This window comes from Agathobaculum sp. Marseille-P7918 (assembly GCF_964248325.1).
Lineage (GTDB): Bacteria > Bacillota > Clostridia > Oscillospirales > Butyricicoccaceae > Agathobaculum.
This window is the reverse complement of record NZ_CAXTXI010000003.1, coordinates 105,556-121,601: the sequence shown is the minus strand read 5'-3', so window position 1 is coordinate 121,601 and position 16,046 is coordinate 105,556. Positions and strand designations below refer to the sequence as shown.

The following is a 16,046-nucleotide window of genomic DNA, read 5'->3' as shown; positions in this document are numbered from 1 at the left end:
GCCAAAAAGCGCCTGCATTTGACTTTATTCGCGCCGTGCTCTATAATAAATGCAATTGGAAAGGGGCGGAGAAAAGCATGCTTGCATACACCTATGTAGAACCGGGGCACTTTGCCCTGCTCGACAAACCAAAACCGGTTCTACGCGATGTACGCGACGCTATTGTTCGTGTCACCCTCTCCAGCATCTGCACCAGCGATCTGCACATCAAGCACGGCTCGGTACCGCGCGCCGTCCCCGGCATAACCGTCGGACATGAAATGGTCGGTGTGGTTGAGCAGGTCGGTGAGGCCGTACAGACCGTCAAACCCGGCGACCGGGTCACGGTCAATGTGGAAACCTTTTGCGGACATTGCTTTTTCTGCCAGAACGGCTTTGTCAACAACTGCGAGGACCCGGACGGCGGCTGGGCGCTCGGCTGCCGCATCGACGGCGGACAGGCGGAATATGTCCGCGTCCCCTATGCCGACCAGGGTCTGAACCGCATTCCCGACGGCGTATCCGACCGACAGGCGCTGTTTACCGGCGACATTCTTGCGACCGGCTTCTGGGCCGCCCGTATTTCGGAAATTCACCCCAATGATACCGTATTTATTATCGGCGCGGGTCCGACCGGCATCTGTACGCTGCTCTGCACCATGCTGCACCGTCCGCGCCGCATCATCATGTGCGAAAGCGACCCTGTGCGGCGGCGTTTTGTGCAGGAACACTACCCTGATGTGCTGACCGTCTCGCCCGCGCATGCGCTTGAGTTTGTACGGCACAACAGCGGACACGGCGGCGCGGACGTGGTGCTCGAGGTTGCGGGCACGGAGGACAGTTTCCGGCTTGCATGGGAATGCGCGCGCCCCAACGCCATTGTCACCATTGTTGCGCTGTACGACCGCCCACAGGTGCTGCCGCTGCCTGATATGTATGGCAAAAATCTGACCTTCAAGACCGGCGGCGTGGACGGCTGCGACTGCGCCGAAATCCTCCGTTTGATTGCAGCGGGCGAACTGGACACAACCCCGCTTATCACGCATATTTTCCCGCTTTCGGAAATCGACGCAGCTTACGCGCTGTTTGAAGCGCGGCGCGACGAGGTCTGCAAAGTCGCTATCACAACCTGACTGCTCTCATAAAATGAAAAGAACCGCCAAATGGCGGTTCTTTTTTGCACTGATGGAATGGTGTTCCTTTCCATGGAACCATTAGTCGACGAGCTTGTCCAGCTCCTTGACATACTCGGTGCCGGTCGCAGTCGGGTGCTCTGCCTGCTTGGCGTACAGCCCAACCACAGCCGCCGACTTCTTGATTGCCTGCATGGTACCCGCACCGGCAACACAGCCGCCCGGGCAGGCCATGCCTTCCAGCAGATAGCCGTTATACTTGCCGGCCTTGGCCGCCTGCAGCATCTTGCGGCACTCACGCAGACCTTCGGCGTTGACCACATTGATCTCGCGCTCGGGATATTTCTCCTTGATGACGTTGACGACTGCCTGCGCCACACCGCCCGAAACAGCAAAATTACGGCCGTCGGTGGAGGCGTCGTTAACACCATGCGGGTCTTCGGGCAGGGACTCCAGATCGACATGGCGCGCGTCAAAAATGCCGGTCATTTCCTCAAAGGTCAATACGAAATCGACCTCGCTGCGGACATCCTTGCGCATTGCCTCCAGCTTTTTCGCTGCACACGGACCGATAAAGGCGACCTTGGCATCCGGATGATGGTGCTTAATCAGGCGCGCGGTCAGCGTCATGGGCGTCAGCGCCATGGAGATGCACTCCGCCTGATCGGGGAACATCTTCTTTGCCATCACGGACCATGCCGGGCAGCAGGATGTACCCATATACGGCAGCTTGTCCGGCACTTCCTTGACAAAGTCCTCCGCCTCCTGCGCTGCGCACAGGTCCGCGCCGATGGCAACTTCCAGAATGTCGGCAAAGCCGAGCTGCTTCATCGCAGCACGCAGCTTGCCCGGCGTAACCTTCGGACCAAACTGGCCGACAAAAGCAGGCGCAACGGCTGCATATACGCGCTCACCCGCCTGAATCGCGCGAATCATCTGGAAAATCTGAGATTTGTCCGCAATCGCGCCGAACGGGCAGTTAACCAGACACATGCCACAGGAAACGCATTTTTCATAGTCGATATCCGCTTTGCCGTTCTTGTCGCTGCGGATCGCATCCACACCGCAGGCTGCGGCACACGGACGCACCTGATGAATGATGGCGTGATACGAGCAAACGTCCACGCAGCGGCCGCACTTGATGCATTTTTCCTGATCGATGTGCGAGCGGCCGTTATAGCGGTCGAGCGTGATGGCGCCCTTGGGACAGACCTCTACGCACGGATGCGCCAGACAGCCCTGACAGCCGTCGGTGACCATAATCTCATTTTCCTTGCATGCATTGCAGGCAAACTTGATGATATTCACCAGCGGCGGCGTGTAATAGGTTTCCTCACGGGTCGCGGCTTCGATGTTATCCGATACCGGCGAATGCTCCGCCGCATTGCGGCAGGGCAAGCCCATCGCCAAGCGCAAGCGTTCGCCGACAATTGCACGCTCGAGGAAAATATCGTTGCGGAAATTGCCGATTTCGCCCGGAATAATTTCATACGGGAGCGCTTCGATTCGCCTGTCCGTCGGCCACTCCGTGTGGTAGGCCATGCGGGCCACCTCGCGGAAAATACGACGGCGGATCTCCTGAATGCGGGTCTCTACGCCTCTCATAATTTTCATATCCCCCTTGTATTCAAGTCGTTCATTTGGATGCAGGGCGGTACGCTGTCCCTTGACAGCGCATATCCATACCTATTATCAGGATACCGCAAAGCGGGAATCTTGTAAAGACATAAATTGTAGAAAATTTAACAATTTTCCGTATTCACTTTTTACGCTTTCTGCTTTGCCGGCAATCGCGGCAGGCCATCAATAAACGTACTCAAATTCCAGATCGCCGATGACGACAAAATCGCCCTCCTGCACGCCCATCTGCTCGAGCTTGTCATATACGCCTGCGCTCTTGAGCATGCGATCCATATATTGACGGGATTCGTAGTCGTCGATGTTGACCGAACCCATAATCTTGTCCACCCATGCGCCCGAGACAACATAATAGTCGTCCACCTTTTCGACCGTCCAGTCACGCTCGCCCGTGGTGTCCTCAGGTGTTTCGACAAACTCCGGCTCATAGGTGAACACTGGCGGCAGCTGCTGCAGCTCGTTCCACGTCAGGCGCATCAGCTCCGCTACGCCCTGATTGGTTGCCGCGGACAGCTCCGCGAACAAAAAGCCGTGCTCTTCCGCATATTTTTTGAGCTTTTCCACCGGCTCACGATCGTCGCCCAGCAGGTCGACCTTATTGGCCACGATAATCTGCGGGCGCGCTGCGAGAAATTCGCTGTAACCGGTCAGTTCAGCGTTGATTTTTTCAATGTCGTCGAGCGGATCGCGACCCTCGCTGCCCGCCGCATCCACCAGATGCAGCAGCAGACGGCAGCGGTCAATATGACGCAAAAAGTCATGTCCCAGACCCGCGCCCTCGGCCGCACCCTCAATGATGCCGGGAATATCGGCCATGACAAAGCTCTGCTCTTCACCGACCGACACCACGCCCAGATTGGGGACCAGCGTAGTGAAGTGGTAGTTTGCGATCTTGGGGCGTGCCGCAGACACCATGGAAAGCAGCGTCGATTTTCCGACATTCGGGAAGCCGACCAGCCCCACGTCCGCAAGCAGCTTCAGCTCCAGAATAATATCGCGCTCGATGCCCGGCTGTCCGGGCTTGGCAAAGCGCGGCGCCTGACGGGTCGGGGTGGCAAAGTGCGTGTTGCCCCAGCCGCCGTTGCCGCCCTTGGCCGCGACAAACGGCTCGTCATCCGACAGATCCTTGATAACCTGACCGGTTTTCTGGTCGCGGATAATGGTACCGCGCGGCACGCGGATGATCAAATCCGCACCGTCCTTGCCCTTGCAGCGCTTGCTGCCGCCGTTTTCGCCCGCACCGGCAACGTATTTCTTCTTATATCGGAAATCGAGCAGTGTGGACAGATTATCGTCCACCTTGAAAATGACGGAACCGCCGCGACCGCCGTCACCGCCGTCCGGTCCGCCGGACGCGACATACTTCTCGCGGTGAAAGCCGACCTTGCCGTCGCCACCCTTGCCGGACACGATTTTAATTTTGGCAATATCAATAAACACAGGGAAGTCCTCCTTTCATGTGGTTGTTAAAACAAAATCCCAGACAACCGTCTGGGATTTTGTCTATACTCAATTGTTTACTGCGGGTAAACGGAAACCTGCTTGCGGTCCTTGCCCAGGCGCTCGAAACGAACAACGCCCTCGACCTTTGCAAACAGAGTGTCGTCCTTGCCGCGGCCTACGTTCAGACCCGGATGGATCTTCGTGCCGCGCTGACGGACGAGAATGTTGCCCGCCGGAACGGTCTGGCCGTCCGCACGCTTAACACCAAGGCGCTTTGCCTCGGAGTCACGACCATTCTTGGTCGAACCTACGCCCTTTTTATGAGCGAAAAACTGTAAGCTAATCTTCAGCATCTGTGTGCACCTCCATTACGCTTAAAAATTCCGAATAATTCTGTTCCAGCTCGGTAAAATGCAGCCGGAGCGCTCGAAGCGCGTCCTGTCCGCGTTCCATCCCCGCGCCTTGGGGCAGGGTGATACGGATATGCGCGCCGTCATCCTCAATCAGAGTATCGACCGGGATGCGTTGTACGTCAAACAGCAAAGCATGGGTCAGCATGACCGCGCTGGAAATCGCCGCGCAAACGATGTCCTCACCCTCGTCCGCGTAGCCCGCGTGACCGAGGATGTCCACCGAAAGGAGTTTATCCTCCCGCGACGAAAATGTGACCTTCGTCACAGCCTTACGCCTTAATGGACGCGATGGTCACCTTGGTGTACGGCTGGCGATGGCCCTGACGCTTGCGGTAACCCTTCTTGGGCTTCATCTTGAAGATGTTGATCTTCTTGCCCTTGCCGGTCTTCTCGACCGTACCGGTTACAGCGGCGCCGGAAACATACGGAGCGCCGACGGTCAGCGAGTCGCCTTCGCCTACAGCCAGAACCTCGTCAAACGTAACGGTCGCGCCGTCCTCTACGCCGAGCTTCTCCACGTAGATCACGTCGCCCTCAGATACCTTGTACTGCTTGCCGCCAGTTTTCAAAATGGCATACATGTTGGTTTTCCCTCTCTTTCGTTGTAGAGTCACGCTTGGCACGGCGGCGACCGGGATTCGGGCGCACTTAACTGGGGCCAATGCACAATGCGGCTTTTAGTAGCATAACACAAGCGGCAGGACCATGTCAAGTCCTGCCGCGCGTTTTTTTGCAATTTTATGCGAAGAAACTCGCCACAAAGGCGTACATCCCGCTCGGCACAGTGGTTGCGCTGCCGGTAGCGGCGCGGTCCATGCTGACAAAGCCTTTATCCCCCTCTGCCAGACCGATAACCCGGTCCGGGAACAGCACCCAGCAGGTGCAGGCAGGCGCATCGCCTTCCACAACGGAATATCCTTCCGCATTGTCGCGATAAGCGGTCAGCTTATCCTGCAGATACCCGGTTGGCACGCTCAGATACTGGTATTGCGTTCCTGTGCTGCGCACCACATACACGCCCTCGGTCAGCTGAGGAATGAGAGCGGTGAGATCATCGGTCTGCGCCGTGGTCGGGTCAGGCAAAGCAGCCGTCAGCCCCGCCAGCATGGTCTGATTGTCCTGCGTCAGGGTATTAACCTGCTCGGACAGGCTGGTTTTTTCCCCATTGAGCGTTTCCACCTGCTTGTTCAGTTCATCAATTTTGCCGCCGCGCGACAAAAACAAAATGAAAAACAGCAATGCCAACAGGAAAAACACCAAAACAGCAATGCAGAGCAGCATGCGGTAATTGAGCTTCATCGGCTTTGCGGACGAACGGCGGCGTGCCGGCGTCCGCTCCATGGGAGTACCTCCAATTCGGTCTCCAATCCGGTGTCCGGATGTGCGTCTATCTCCCATCACTTTGCGGGGTTCTCGATGACCTTGACCTCGCCCGAAGCGCAGCCAACAATCATCCGTTTGCACATGTTGAGGAACAGGCCGTGCTCCAGCACGCCCACAATGCCGCTGATCTTCTCGCGGACATCCTCGATATCAAAGCCCGCGCCGAGGTGCAGGTCGGCAATAAAGTTGCCGTTATCGGTTACGAAGGTCTTGTCGTCGCGCACACGCAGCACCGGGTGAAACCCGTATTCCTCCATCTTGGCCATCGCCTGCTTGGAACCGTACTGTGCAATCTCAACCGGCAGATGGAATGCGCCGATCTTATCGACCAGCTTGCTTTCGTCCATAATCCAGATGACTTCCTTGGCGAGCGTTGCCACAACCTTCTCGCGGTACAACGCGCCGCCGCCGCCCTTAATGGCGTTAAACTGCGGGTCGATCTCATCCACGCCGTCAATATCCAGATCGACATGATCGACCTCATCGATTGTCAGCAGCGGGATGCCCAGTTCGCGTGCCTGTGCTTCCGTGGCCTTGGAGGTCGGAATTGCCTGAATCTTGAGGCCGTTCTTGACCATCTCGCCCACTGCGTTCACCATATGATACGCGGTCGAGCCGGTGCCCAAACCGACGACCATGCCGTCCTTTACGTACTCTGCGGCTTTGTCGCCCGCCAGTTTTTTCATATCCATTGTTTTTCCTCCCTGCCATCCGCGCCGATTCTCCCCGGCCGCCTTATTATCTTTATTATAAGATGATTGGCAAAAAAGGTCAATGATTTCCACGCAAAAGCAGAGCGGTTTATGCGTGATTTTGCAGTTTGGCAGCCTTGAGTGTATTTTTCATCAGCATGGTGATGGTCATGGGGCCTGCGCCGCCCGGAACCGGCGTCATGTACGACGCCTTTTCCGCCACCGCGGGGTCCACGTCGCCGCAGACCTTGCCTTCGGCATTGCGGTTGATACCCACGTCGATCACAACCGCGCCGTCCTTGACCATATCGGGCGTAATAAAGCCTGCCTTGCCTACTGCCGCAACCAGAATATCCGCGCGGCGGCAGACCTCATCGAGGTGCTGCGTGCGGCTGTGGCAAATGGTAACCGTGCCGTGACGGTGCAGCAGCAGCATGCTCATCGGCTTTCCGACGATATTCGACCGTCCGACAATGACGCATTCCTTGCCTTTGGGATCAATCTGATATTCGTCGAGCAGCTCCATGACGCCTGCGGGCGTGCACGGCACAAAGTCGAAATTCCCGGTCATGATCTTACCGACGTTGACCGGATGAAACGCATCAACATCCTTTTTCGGGTCGATGGCGTCGATAACCGCCTGCTCGGAGATATGCTTCGGTACCGGCATCTGACACAGAATGCCCGAAATCTGCGGACTTTCATTGAGCTGTGCAATCAGGCCGAGCAGTTCCTCCTGTGTTGTTTCCGCCGGAAGCGCATACTTTTCACTGTAAAAACCGCACTCCGCGCACGCTTTTTCCTTGTTGCGGACATAGATTTCGCTGGCCGGGTCGTTGCCCACAATGATAACCGCGAGGCCGGGCGTGATGCCCTGCTTTTTCAGCTCTTCGGTTTCCTCCAGAATGCTGCCGCGCACCTTGGCCGACAACGCCTTACCGTCCATTCTTACTGCACTCATACTGCGTTCCCCCTTAGTTTTCTGTCTTTTTTTCCGATTCGGTTGTCACGGGTTGTGCGCTATCCACACTTTTTTCCGTCGTTTCCGCCGTTTTTTCCTCTGCTGTGTCGGATGCCGTCTGCTCCGGTTCCGCCACAGGCGGCACATAGAATGCCTTGGCAACCTTCAAACGATTGTACCCACGCGCCAGCAGCGCGATTGCCACGATGCAGCTGACCGCTGCAAGTCCCTGCGAAACACGCATCGTGCCGATATACAGGCTGTCCGTGCGCAGGCCTTCGATCCACGCACGGCCAAGGCCATACCACGCGACGTACAGTAGCGCCATCTCGCCCGGGAATTTGCGCTTTTTCGAGTAGAAATGCAGCGCAATAAAACCCACCAGATTCCAAACCGATTCGTATAAAAAGGTTGGATGCACCGCCGCTGCGCCGTCAATCGACATACCCCAGGGCAGGTCGGTTGGACCGCCGTGCGCCTCGCCGTTGACGAAATTGCCCCAGCGCCCGATGCACTGGCCGATCAGCAGGCCAAAGGCCGCTAAATCGCATAGGTTGGCAAACGAGAGTTTTTTGACGCGGCTGTATACATACAGCGCAATCACCACGCCGATTACCGCGCCGTAAATGGCGATGCCGCCGTTCCAGACCGCGATGATCTCATTCGGGTGCTGGCTGTAGTACCCCCATTCAAACGCCACATAATAGATGCGTGCGCAGATGATGCCAACCGGCACACAAATAATCAGACAATCCATCAGATTATCCGAGGTGCAGCCGAATTCTTTGACGCGTGCGTTTACATACAGCGCCGCCAGCACAAAGCCAATGCAAATAATGATACCGTACCAGTAGATATCCTTGCCGAATACGTTCGCGGCGACACGGTTAATCTGAAAATCCAATCCGAGCGCCGGGAAAGAAATTGCATGTTCCATGATGTTTTGCTTCCTTTGCTGTCAGAAATGAGTTATCCTGGCAAAACGACCGACAGACTCGACCGGTCGCGCTGCGCCCAGCGTGCAAATACCGCCTGCACATCCTCAGGTGCGAGGGTGTCGAACAGCGCGGCAAAATCCGCGTAGTGCTCGCCCGCGAACAAAGCCGTCGCCTCCTGCCGTGCATAGGCCTCCGGCACATCCAGCACGCGCAGACGCAGACCGTAAAGCGCCTTTTTCATGCGGTCAAACAGCGGCTTTTCCACACCTTCGCGTGCCAGACGCGCAACTTCCCGCTCGATTGCCGCACGCGCGGCTTCCGGGTCGCGGCTCTCGCCGCCCAGCAGCGCCATTGCGCCCTCCGGAATCAGCGTATAATCCGTGTCGAAATCGCGGCCAATCAAGCGTTTTTCATATAGCTCGGCATACAGCGGCGCAGTGTCGCCGCACAGGATGCGCACCGCCAGCTCACCCAGCAGCGAACGGCGCAGACGACTCTCGCCCGTCTCCAGCGGCGTATCCTTAAAGCCCAGCATGAACTGCGGCCGCGACACCGGCATCCGCCGCGTGACCGTCAGCTCACTGACCGCCTCACGGCGCTCACCGTAATGCCGCTCCCCGATTTCGGGCGCATCAGCAGGCGAATACTGCGCCGCCATGCGGCAGACCTCGTCAAAGTCCGCCGTGCCGCAGACGATAAGCGCCATGTTTTTCGGGCTGTAAAACGCGCGGTGACAGGTGTACAGCACCTCGGGCGTGATGCGCGCGATGCTCTCCACGCTGCCTGCGATCGGCACGCGCACCGGATGGCTGCGATACAGCCCTTCGAGCACGCCGCAGAACAGCTGCCAACCGGGGGTGTCGTCCATCATGCCGATTTCCTGCCCGATGATACCGCGCTCCTTGGCGACGTTTTCCTCGGTGAAATACGGTGTAAACACGAATTTCAGCAAAATTTCCAAATTTTCCTCAAACCGCTCGGTGCAGGAAAAGTGATAAGCCGTCATCGTGTGGCTGGTGAAGGCGTTGGGGCTGGCCCCCGTGCGCGCAAACTTTTGCAGCGCGTTGCCGTCCTCGTCCTCGAACATCTTGTGCTCGAGAAAATGCGCCACACCCGCAGGCGTGTCATAGCGCGTCCCCTCAAACGTGAAGGACGCATCAACCGAACCGAAGTTGGTTGCGAGGATCGCAAACGTCTTTCCGAAGCCCTCCTTGGGCAGATAGCACACACGCAAGCCGTTTTCCAGCGTGCGCTCCTCTGCGCGCTCGCGCAGGGCGGTCCAAACCTTGCTCATTGCGCCGCCCCCTTCATAAAATATACCGTGTCAAGTGCGGTAGCCTGCGCCGCGGCGACAATACGCGCACGGTCGACTGTCTCGAGCTGCGCGATGCGCTCTTCGGGCGACGTAAGCGTACCCGCCGCGGCCTGTCCCATCCAGTACCGCTCAAGTGTCAGCGGGTCGTCCAGCATGGCGCGCCAGCCGCCGGACAGCGTGCGGCGCGCGCTGTCGATTTCCGCGTCCGTGATGTCCCCTTCTCGGCAGACATCCAGCTGCCGCAGGATTTCATCCCGCGCGACCGCGAATTTATCGTTTTCAATGCCGGAATTGACCAGCATCAGTCCCTTGGACGCAACAAACTGCGCGCTCGCATAATAGCAGAGCGACTGCTTTTCACGCACGTTCAAGAACAGCTTGGAGCTGGTTGAACCGCCGTACAGCGTTTGAAACATCCAGTAAGCGGCCGCGTCTCCGCCGGTCAGGCTCGCGCCGCCTGTGCGGAAACCAAGCGACAGCTTGCCCTGCGTGACCGCTTCTTCCTCAATGATTTCTCGCGCCGCTTCTTTGGGCTGTGCAAGCACACAGGTCGCAGGCAGCGCTCCCGCACCGGTGCGCGGCTCCGTCAACGGTGTTTCCGCAAACATCTGCCCGACGGTTTCCGGCGCAAGCGGCCCGCAGTAAAACAGCTCGAGCTGCGCTTCGTCCAACGCGCGGCGGTAGGCCGCGTACAGCTTTTTCTCGGTGATTTTCTCGGCCTGCTCCTTGGTGCCATACACCGGTTGTCCGTATGCCTCGTCCGCACACATCAACTGCGTCAGACGCAGCGGCGCCCACGCGCGCGGGTCGTTTTTCTGCGCCGCGATGCGGTCGATTAGATTTTCGCGTTCGCCCGCCGTATAATCCGGACAGAATACGCCGTCCTGCGTATACGGGTCGCACAGCAGCTCGGCCAGCAGGCGGATGACCCCAGCGGTCAGACCGTCCGCGCCCGGCGCGCAGCTTTCATCAATGCAGTCGGACAAAAAGCCCACCGCCAAATGTTCGCCTTCCTTGCGCACCACCGCTTCGATGCGCGCGCCGTACAGCTCGTCCAGCTCTGCGCCAATGGCCCGCAGATCGGGCAAGCTCTTTGTACCGCGCCGCAGCACATGCGGCAGACAGGCGCGCAGCGCCGCGTCCGGTCCGCCCAGCGGCAGCAGCAGCACCGCACGCAAAACCGCACGCTTGAATTTCGGCGTGGTCACACAGGTGAGATTCACCCCTGCGGCCAGCTTTTTCCGCGTCACTTGTTGCATGATTTCCCTCATTTCCGGAAAAATTTTTCCATGGGCATTATTATAGCATCATTGAAGGTGTGAAGCAAACGAAGATTATGTGAACAAAATTCGTGTTCTCCCCTATTTTTCCCTTGACACCGCGCCAAATATACGGTAGAATAGTCACGTTCGATGTAAAGGCGAAACACTTTACACTATTCAGGGAGGCCCGCCGATGAAAGGCAAACCGCTCGAAATGAGCCTGCTGTTCGACTTTTACGGCGAGACGCTCACGGAAAAACAGCGCGAACTGTTCGACCTGTATTATAATGAAGACCTTTCGCTGGCCGAAATTGCCGAGCACGCGGGCATCACCCGTCAGGGGGTGCGCGACAGCATCAAGCGCGCGGAACACGCGCTGCGCGAGATGGAGGAAAAGCTCGGTCTGGTTGCCCGCTACGGCGGCACTGAACGGTGCGCGGAAGAGCTTTCCCGTCAGGTCGCATTGCTTTCCGCGCTCAACGCCGACAAACTGCACAGCCGCGAAGCGGAGGAAATTCTCTCCCGTATGACGGCGCTGCTCGAACAGCTCAGGCAGGAGGCTTAATATGGCATTTGAAGGCCTTACCGAAAAAATTTCATCCGCATTCAAGCACCTGCGCAGCAAAGGACGGCTGACCGAGTCGGACATCAAGGAAGCGATGCGCGAAATCCGCATGGCGCTCCTCGAGGCCGACGTCAACTTTAAGGTTGCCAAGGACTTCATCAAGGCGGTCACCGAAAAGGCGACCGACGCAGAAATCCTCGAAAGTCTGTCCCCGACCCAGCAGGTCATCAAAATTGTAGACGAAGAGCTGGTCGCGCTTTTGGGCGGCCAGACCACCCGTCTGACCATCTCGCCCAACCCGCCCACCATCGTGATGATGGCAGGACTTCAGGGCGCGGGCAAAACCACCAACTGCGCCAAGCTCGCCGCGCTTCTGCGCAAGCAGCAGCAGCGGCGTCCGCTGCTCGTCGCCTGCGACGTATACCGCCCCGCGGCAATCGACCAGTTAAAGGTGGTCGGCAAGCAGCTGGACATCCCGGTGTTCGATGAAGGACAGGGCGACCCGGTCGAGATTGCAAAGCACGGCGTGGACTACGCTCGCAGAAACGGCTTTGATTTGGTGTTCCTTGACACCGCAGGCCGTCTGCATATCGACGAAAAGCTGATGGACGAACTCAAAACCATCAAGGCTGAGGTCAAACCCACCGAAATCATTCTGGTTGTCGATGCGATGACCGGTCAGGACGCAGTCACCGTTGCGCAGACCTTTGACGAGGCGCTCGGCATCGACGGCGTGCTGATGAGCAAGATGGATGGCGACGCCCGCGGCGGCGCAGCCCTCTCGGTCAAGGCGGTCACCGGCAAACCGATTAAATTCATTGGCACGGGTGAAAAGCTCGATAACATCGAGCCGTTCCATCCCGACCGCATGGCAAGCCGCATCCTCGGCATGGGCGACGTGCTGACGCTGATCGAAAAGGCGCAGGAGTCCTTCGATCAGAAGCAAGCCGCCGAAACCGCAAAGAAAATGATGGCCGGAAAGCTGACGCTGACCGACTTTTACGATCAACTGCAACAGATGAAAAACATGGGCTCGATGGAGGAAATGCTCGGCATGCTGCCGGGTATTGACGCAAAAGCCCTCGCCGGTGCCAAAATCGACGAAAAGCAGATGGCGCACACCGAAGCCATTATCCAGTCCATGACCCCCAAGGAGCGGGATAACCCCTCCATCATCAATTTCTCGCGCAAAAAGCGCATCGCGGCGGGCTGCGGCCTGTCGGTCGAGCAGGTCAACAAGCTGCTCAAGCAGTTCGAGGCCATGCAGAAGATGACTAAGCAGCTTTCCGGCCTTGCCCGCGGCGGCAAGGGCAAAAAGCGCCGCGGTTTCCCCGGTCTCGGCGGTCTCAAGCTGCCGTTCTGACCCCCCGTTTGTTTGTAAAGAAATTTACAATAGATCAATTTCTATTTCAGAGGAGGTGAATCATCCATGGTAAAGATCAGACTGCGCCGTCTGGGCGCGAAGAAGGCTCCGTTCTACCGCATCGTTGTCGCTGATTCCCGTTACCCGCGTGACGGTCGTTTCATCGAGGAGATCGGCACCTACAACCCGCTGACCGACCCGGCTACCGTCAATGTTGACGCTGACCGTGCTCAGGAGTGGATCAAGAAGGGCGCTCAGCCGACCGATACGGTCCGCGGCATCCTGAAGAAGGCCGGTGTGCTGAATTGAGTGAGGCTAACGAAATGAAAGAGTTATTGACCTATATTGTCAAAAATCTGGTTTCCGAGCCGGATGCGATTGCCATCACCGAGGAGATCGACGGCGATAATGTCACCTTTTCCCTGCGCGTAGCGCCTGGGGACATGGGCCGCGTCATCGGTCGTCACGGCCGCATCGCAAAGGAAATCCGCACACTCATGAAAGCGGCAGGCAATCGTGAAAACAAGCGTGTAACAGTCGACATTCTTGACTGAATCGACAGGAATACGATTTCCGTCGAATAACGCCGTATAAAAATCGCCGCGCTGCGGCGATTTTTTGTTATCTGCGCGCGTTTTCCGCGCGCCATTCCCCCAATGAAAGCGGAGGAGGCAACATGCCAAAACAATTTTTAGAGGCCGGAAAAATCGTCGGCACGCACGGCGTGCGCGGCGACCTGAAGGTGCAGAGCTGGTGCGACAGTCCCGAGGTGCTCTGCGACTTCGACACCCTGTATCTGGACGAGAATACGCCCGTGAACGTGGAAAAAGCGCAGGTGCATAAAAATGTCGTGCTGATGCATCTCAACGGCATCGACACGGTCGAGGCTGCCGAGGCGCTGCGCGGCCGCGTGCTGCATCTCGATCGGGAGGACGTGGACCTGCCGGACGATTTGGTGTTCATTCAGGATATTCTCGGCTTTACCGTACACGACCGCCGCACGGACTGCGAAGTCGGCAAGCTGCGCGATGTGCTGACGACCAACCCCGCGCACGACATGTACGAAATCAAAACCCCCGAAGGCCGTCTGGTCTATGTGCCTGCTGCAAAGCCCTTTTTACAGGAGATCGACATGCAGGCGGGCGTGATTTATATCGAAAGCATCGAGGGATTGCTGGAATGAAAATCGATATCATGACGCTGTTTCCCGAAATGATCAACGCGGTCATGCGGGAGAGCATCATCGGCCGCGCGCAGGAAAAGGGGCTGGTTGAGGTGCGCGCGACTAACATCCGTGACTATGCGCTCGACAAGCACCACAAGGCGGACGACGCGCCCTATGGCGGCGGCCGCGGTCAGGTCATGCTGGCCGAGCCACTCTATCTGTGCCATGAAGCGCTGTGTGCGGGTGAACATGTGCACACGGTGTTCCTGTCCGCGCAGGGACGGCCGTTTAACCAGCAAAAGGCGCGCGAACTGCTCGCACACGAACACTTTATTCTGGTCTGCGGACATTACGAGGGCATCGACCAGAGATTTATCGACGCCTGTGTGGATGAGGAAATCTCCATCGGCGACTTTGTGTTGACCGGCGGCGAAATTCCTGCGATGGCGGTCGCGGATGCGGTGTGCCGCATGGTGCCGGGCGTATTGCCTGACGAGGAGGCGTTCACCGCAGAAAGCCACTGGGACGGACTGCTCGAGCATCCGCAGTACACCCGTCCGGAGGTCTGGCGCGGCCGCGCGGTACCCGAGGTACTGCTCTCCGGCCATCACGCCAACATCGAGGCATGGCGGCGTGAAATGAGCCTGCGCCGCACTAAGGCCGACCGGCCCGACCTGTACGCGCATTTTGTGCCGCGCGATAAGCAGGACAAAAAAATTCTCGATAAAATCGAAAAGCCGGACGGCTGAACCGTCCGGCTTTTGCTTTTTCTTACAGTATGTAGACCTGCGTGGTCTCGTACACTTCGTATACCTTTTTCAGAGATGCCATTTCCGTACCCGCAAGGCGGCTGCACGCACGCGCGGTTGCCACCGCATAGCGCGCCATCTCGTCAAACTTGAGTTTGTTGTTCATCGAGTTTGCAATCGCGCCCACCATCGCATCGCCCGTACCGACCGAACCCTCGTCGTAAATCTTGGGATTGGTGTTGACATAGAGCGCCTCGGACTCGTCCTTGGATACCAGCACCGCGCCCTCCTGACTCATCGATACGCACACCGCACGCGCGCCCATGTCAAGCATCTTGCGCGCGGAAATCACGACCACCTCGGGGTCGGCGGAGGGCTTGTCACCCACGGCCTCTGCCAGCTCAAAGATATTCGGCTTAACAAAGTCCGGCTCACATTTCAGCGCTTCGAGCAGCAAATCGCCCTGTGCATCGATAATCAGCTTGCAGCCGCGCTTTTTGATGAGCTTGCACAGCTTGCGATAATTCTTAAGCGGGAAATCCGGCGGTGTAGAACCGGCCAAAACGAAAATGTTCCCCTCATGCAGGTACATTTCCATGCGATCGAGCAGACGCAGGAAATCCGCGTCCTCAATTTTGCTGCCCGGTTCATTTACTTCGGTGTGCCCGCCTTGCGCGTCAATAATCTGCGTATTCACACGCATCTGGCCCGAAATATCGACAAAATCATGGTGGATATCGCCGGATGTCAGCATATCCTTGACGATACGGCCGTTTGTTCCTCCGCAAAAGCCCAGCGCAACACTGTTGCCGCCAAGGGCCTTAATTGCACGGGATACATTGATGCCCTTGCCGCCCGGCTCCAGTTGGCTGGATACTGCACGATTGAGCTTGCCGACCACCAGCGGATGCTCAATTCGCAGAGTACGGTCCAGCGCAGCATTGAGCGTTATCGTGATAATCATGGGGCGCCCCTCCTGTTATTTATTTTACTCTTACTTTTTATTTTACCGAATCGCGCGCGTAATGTAAATGCTTTTTGTAAAGT

19 protein-coding genes are annotated in these 16,046 nt (G+C 57.5%); 7 read left to right on the top strand and 12 right to left on the bottom strand.

Features of this window, described 5'->3' with window-relative positions; genetic code table 11:
* Positions 1-77: 77 nt before the first annotated feature.
* Positions 78-1,112 carry an alcohol dehydrogenase gene (locus ACESSO_RS05800; protein WP_373164112.1) on the top strand — a complete coding sequence of 345 codons (1,035 nt, stop codon included), beginning with the start codon at positions 78-80 and terminating at the stop codon, positions 1,110-1,112.
* An 81-nt stretch (positions 1,113-1,193) separates the two neighbouring features.
* Here the strand turns inward: ACESSO_RS05800 and ACESSO_RS05795 are convergent, their stop codons facing one another.
* The 11 genes from ACESSO_RS05795 to yfmF all read right to left on the bottom strand — a co-directional run bounded on the left by ACESSO_RS05795 (position 1,194) and on the right by yfmF (position 11,154).
* Positions 1,194-2,717: a 4Fe-4S dicluster domain-containing protein gene (locus tag ACESSO_RS05795; RefSeq protein WP_373164288.1), complete on the bottom strand. Its 1,524-nt coding sequence runs from the start codon at positions 2,715-2,717 to the stop codon at positions 1,194-1,196.
* A 198-nt stretch (positions 2,718-2,915) separates the two neighbouring features.
* A complete protein-coding gene (obgE, locus tag ACESSO_RS05790; RefSeq protein WP_373164111.1) occupies positions 2,916-4,190 on the bottom strand; it encodes a GTPase ObgE in 1,275 nt (424 codons plus the stop codon).
* Positions 4,191-4,267: 77 nt separating this feature from the next.
* Complete coding sequence (gene rpmA, locus ACESSO_RS05785; protein WP_031476960.1) at positions 4,268-4,546, bottom strand: 50S ribosomal protein L27; 279 nt, start codon at positions 4,544-4,546, stop codon at positions 4,268-4,270.
* Positions 4,533-4,871, bottom strand: a complete 339-nt coding sequence (locus ACESSO_RS05780; RefSeq protein ID WP_373164110.1) for a ribosomal-processing cysteine protease Prp — start codon at positions 4,869-4,871, stop codon at positions 4,533-4,535. Before ACESSO_RS05780 ends, rpmA begins: the two co-directional genes overlap by 14 nt.
* 4 nt (positions 4,872-4,875) lie before the next feature.
* Positions 4,876-5,187, bottom strand: coding sequence for a 50S ribosomal protein L21 (gene rplU / locus ACESSO_RS05775; RefSeq protein ID WP_297283272.1), 312 nt, complete (start codon positions 5,185-5,187; stop codon positions 4,876-4,878).
* A 157-nt stretch (positions 5,188-5,344) separates the two neighbouring features.
* Positions 5,345-5,947, bottom strand: a complete 603-nt coding sequence (locus ACESSO_RS05770) for a bZIP transcription factor (protein WP_373164109.1) — start codon at positions 5,945-5,947, stop codon at positions 5,345-5,347.
* 56 nt (positions 5,948-6,003) lie between these two features.
* Complete coding sequence (gene rpiA, locus ACESSO_RS05765; protein WP_373164108.1) at positions 6,004-6,681, bottom strand: ribose-5-phosphate isomerase RpiA; 678 nt, start codon at positions 6,679-6,681, stop codon at positions 6,004-6,006.
* Positions 6,682-6,790: 109 nt separating this feature from the next.
* A complete protein-coding gene (gene folD, locus ACESSO_RS05760) occupies positions 6,791-7,642 on the bottom strand; it encodes a bifunctional methylenetetrahydrofolate dehydrogenase/methenyltetrahydrofolate cyclohydrolase FolD (RefSeq protein WP_373164107.1) in 852 nt (283 codons plus the stop codon).
* A 13-nt stretch (positions 7,643-7,655) separates the two neighbouring features.
* On the bottom strand, positions 7,656-8,579 hold the full coding sequence (gene lgt, locus ACESSO_RS05755) for a prolipoprotein diacylglyceryl transferase (RefSeq protein ID WP_373164106.1): 924 nt from the start codon (positions 8,577-8,579) through the stop codon (positions 7,656-7,658).
* 32 nt (positions 8,580-8,611) lie between these two features.
* On the bottom strand, positions 8,612-9,874 hold the full coding sequence (gene yfmH, locus ACESSO_RS05750) for an EF-P 5-aminopentanol modification-associated protein YfmH (RefSeq protein WP_373164105.1): 1,263 nt from the start codon (positions 9,872-9,874) through the stop codon (positions 8,612-8,614).
* A complete protein-coding gene (gene yfmF, locus ACESSO_RS05745; RefSeq protein WP_373164104.1) occupies positions 9,871-11,154 on the bottom strand; it encodes an EF-P 5-aminopentanol modification-associated protein YfmF in 1,284 nt (427 codons plus the stop codon). The genes yfmH and yfmF overlap by 4 nt, the downstream gene beginning before the upstream one ends.
* A 196-nt stretch (positions 11,155-11,350) precedes the next feature.
* Here yfmF and ylxM point away from each other — a divergent pair, with 196 nt between their 5' ends.
* The 6 genes from ylxM (at position 11,351) to trmD (ending at position 14,999) form a co-directional block, all read left to right on the top strand.
* Positions 11,351-11,722, top strand: a complete 372-nt coding sequence (gene ylxM, locus ACESSO_RS05740; protein WP_373164103.1) for a YlxM family DNA-binding protein — start codon at positions 11,351-11,353, stop codon at positions 11,720-11,722.
* Between the two features lies 1 nt (position 11,723).
* Positions 11,724-13,085 carry a signal recognition particle protein gene (gene ffh, locus ACESSO_RS05735; protein ID WP_373164102.1) on the top strand — a complete coding sequence of 454 codons (1,362 nt, stop codon included), beginning with the start codon at positions 11,724-11,726 and terminating at the stop codon, positions 13,083-13,085.
* A gap of 66 nt (positions 13,086-13,151) precedes the next feature.
* Positions 13,152-13,394: a 30S ribosomal protein S16 gene (gene rpsP, locus ACESSO_RS05730; protein ID WP_054327417.1), complete on the top strand. Its 243-nt coding sequence runs from the start codon at positions 13,152-13,154 to the stop codon at positions 13,392-13,394.
* 14 nt (positions 13,395-13,408) lie between these two features.
* Complete coding sequence (locus ACESSO_RS05725) at positions 13,409-13,639, top strand: KH domain-containing protein (RefSeq protein ID WP_031476974.1); 231 nt, start codon at positions 13,409-13,411, stop codon at positions 13,637-13,639.
* 122 nt (positions 13,640-13,761) lie between these two features.
* On the top strand, positions 13,762-14,268 hold the full coding sequence (gene rimM, locus ACESSO_RS05720; RefSeq protein WP_373164101.1) for a ribosome maturation factor RimM: 507 nt from the start codon (positions 13,762-13,764) through the stop codon (positions 14,266-14,268).
* Complete coding sequence (trmD, locus tag ACESSO_RS05715) at positions 14,265-14,999, top strand: tRNA (guanosine(37)-N1)-methyltransferase TrmD (RefSeq protein ID WP_373164100.1); 735 nt, start codon at positions 14,265-14,267, stop codon at positions 14,997-14,999. The genes rimM and trmD overlap by 4 nt, the downstream gene beginning before the upstream one ends.
* A gap of 22 nt (positions 15,000-15,021) precedes the next feature.
* On the opposite strand, the gene ACESSO_RS05710 is transcribed toward trmD, so the two are convergent.
* Positions 15,022-15,963, bottom strand: a complete 942-nt coding sequence (locus tag ACESSO_RS05710) for a 1-phosphofructokinase family hexose kinase (protein ID WP_373164098.1) — start codon at positions 15,961-15,963, stop codon at positions 15,022-15,024.
* Positions 15,964-16,046 lie beyond the last annotated feature (83 nt).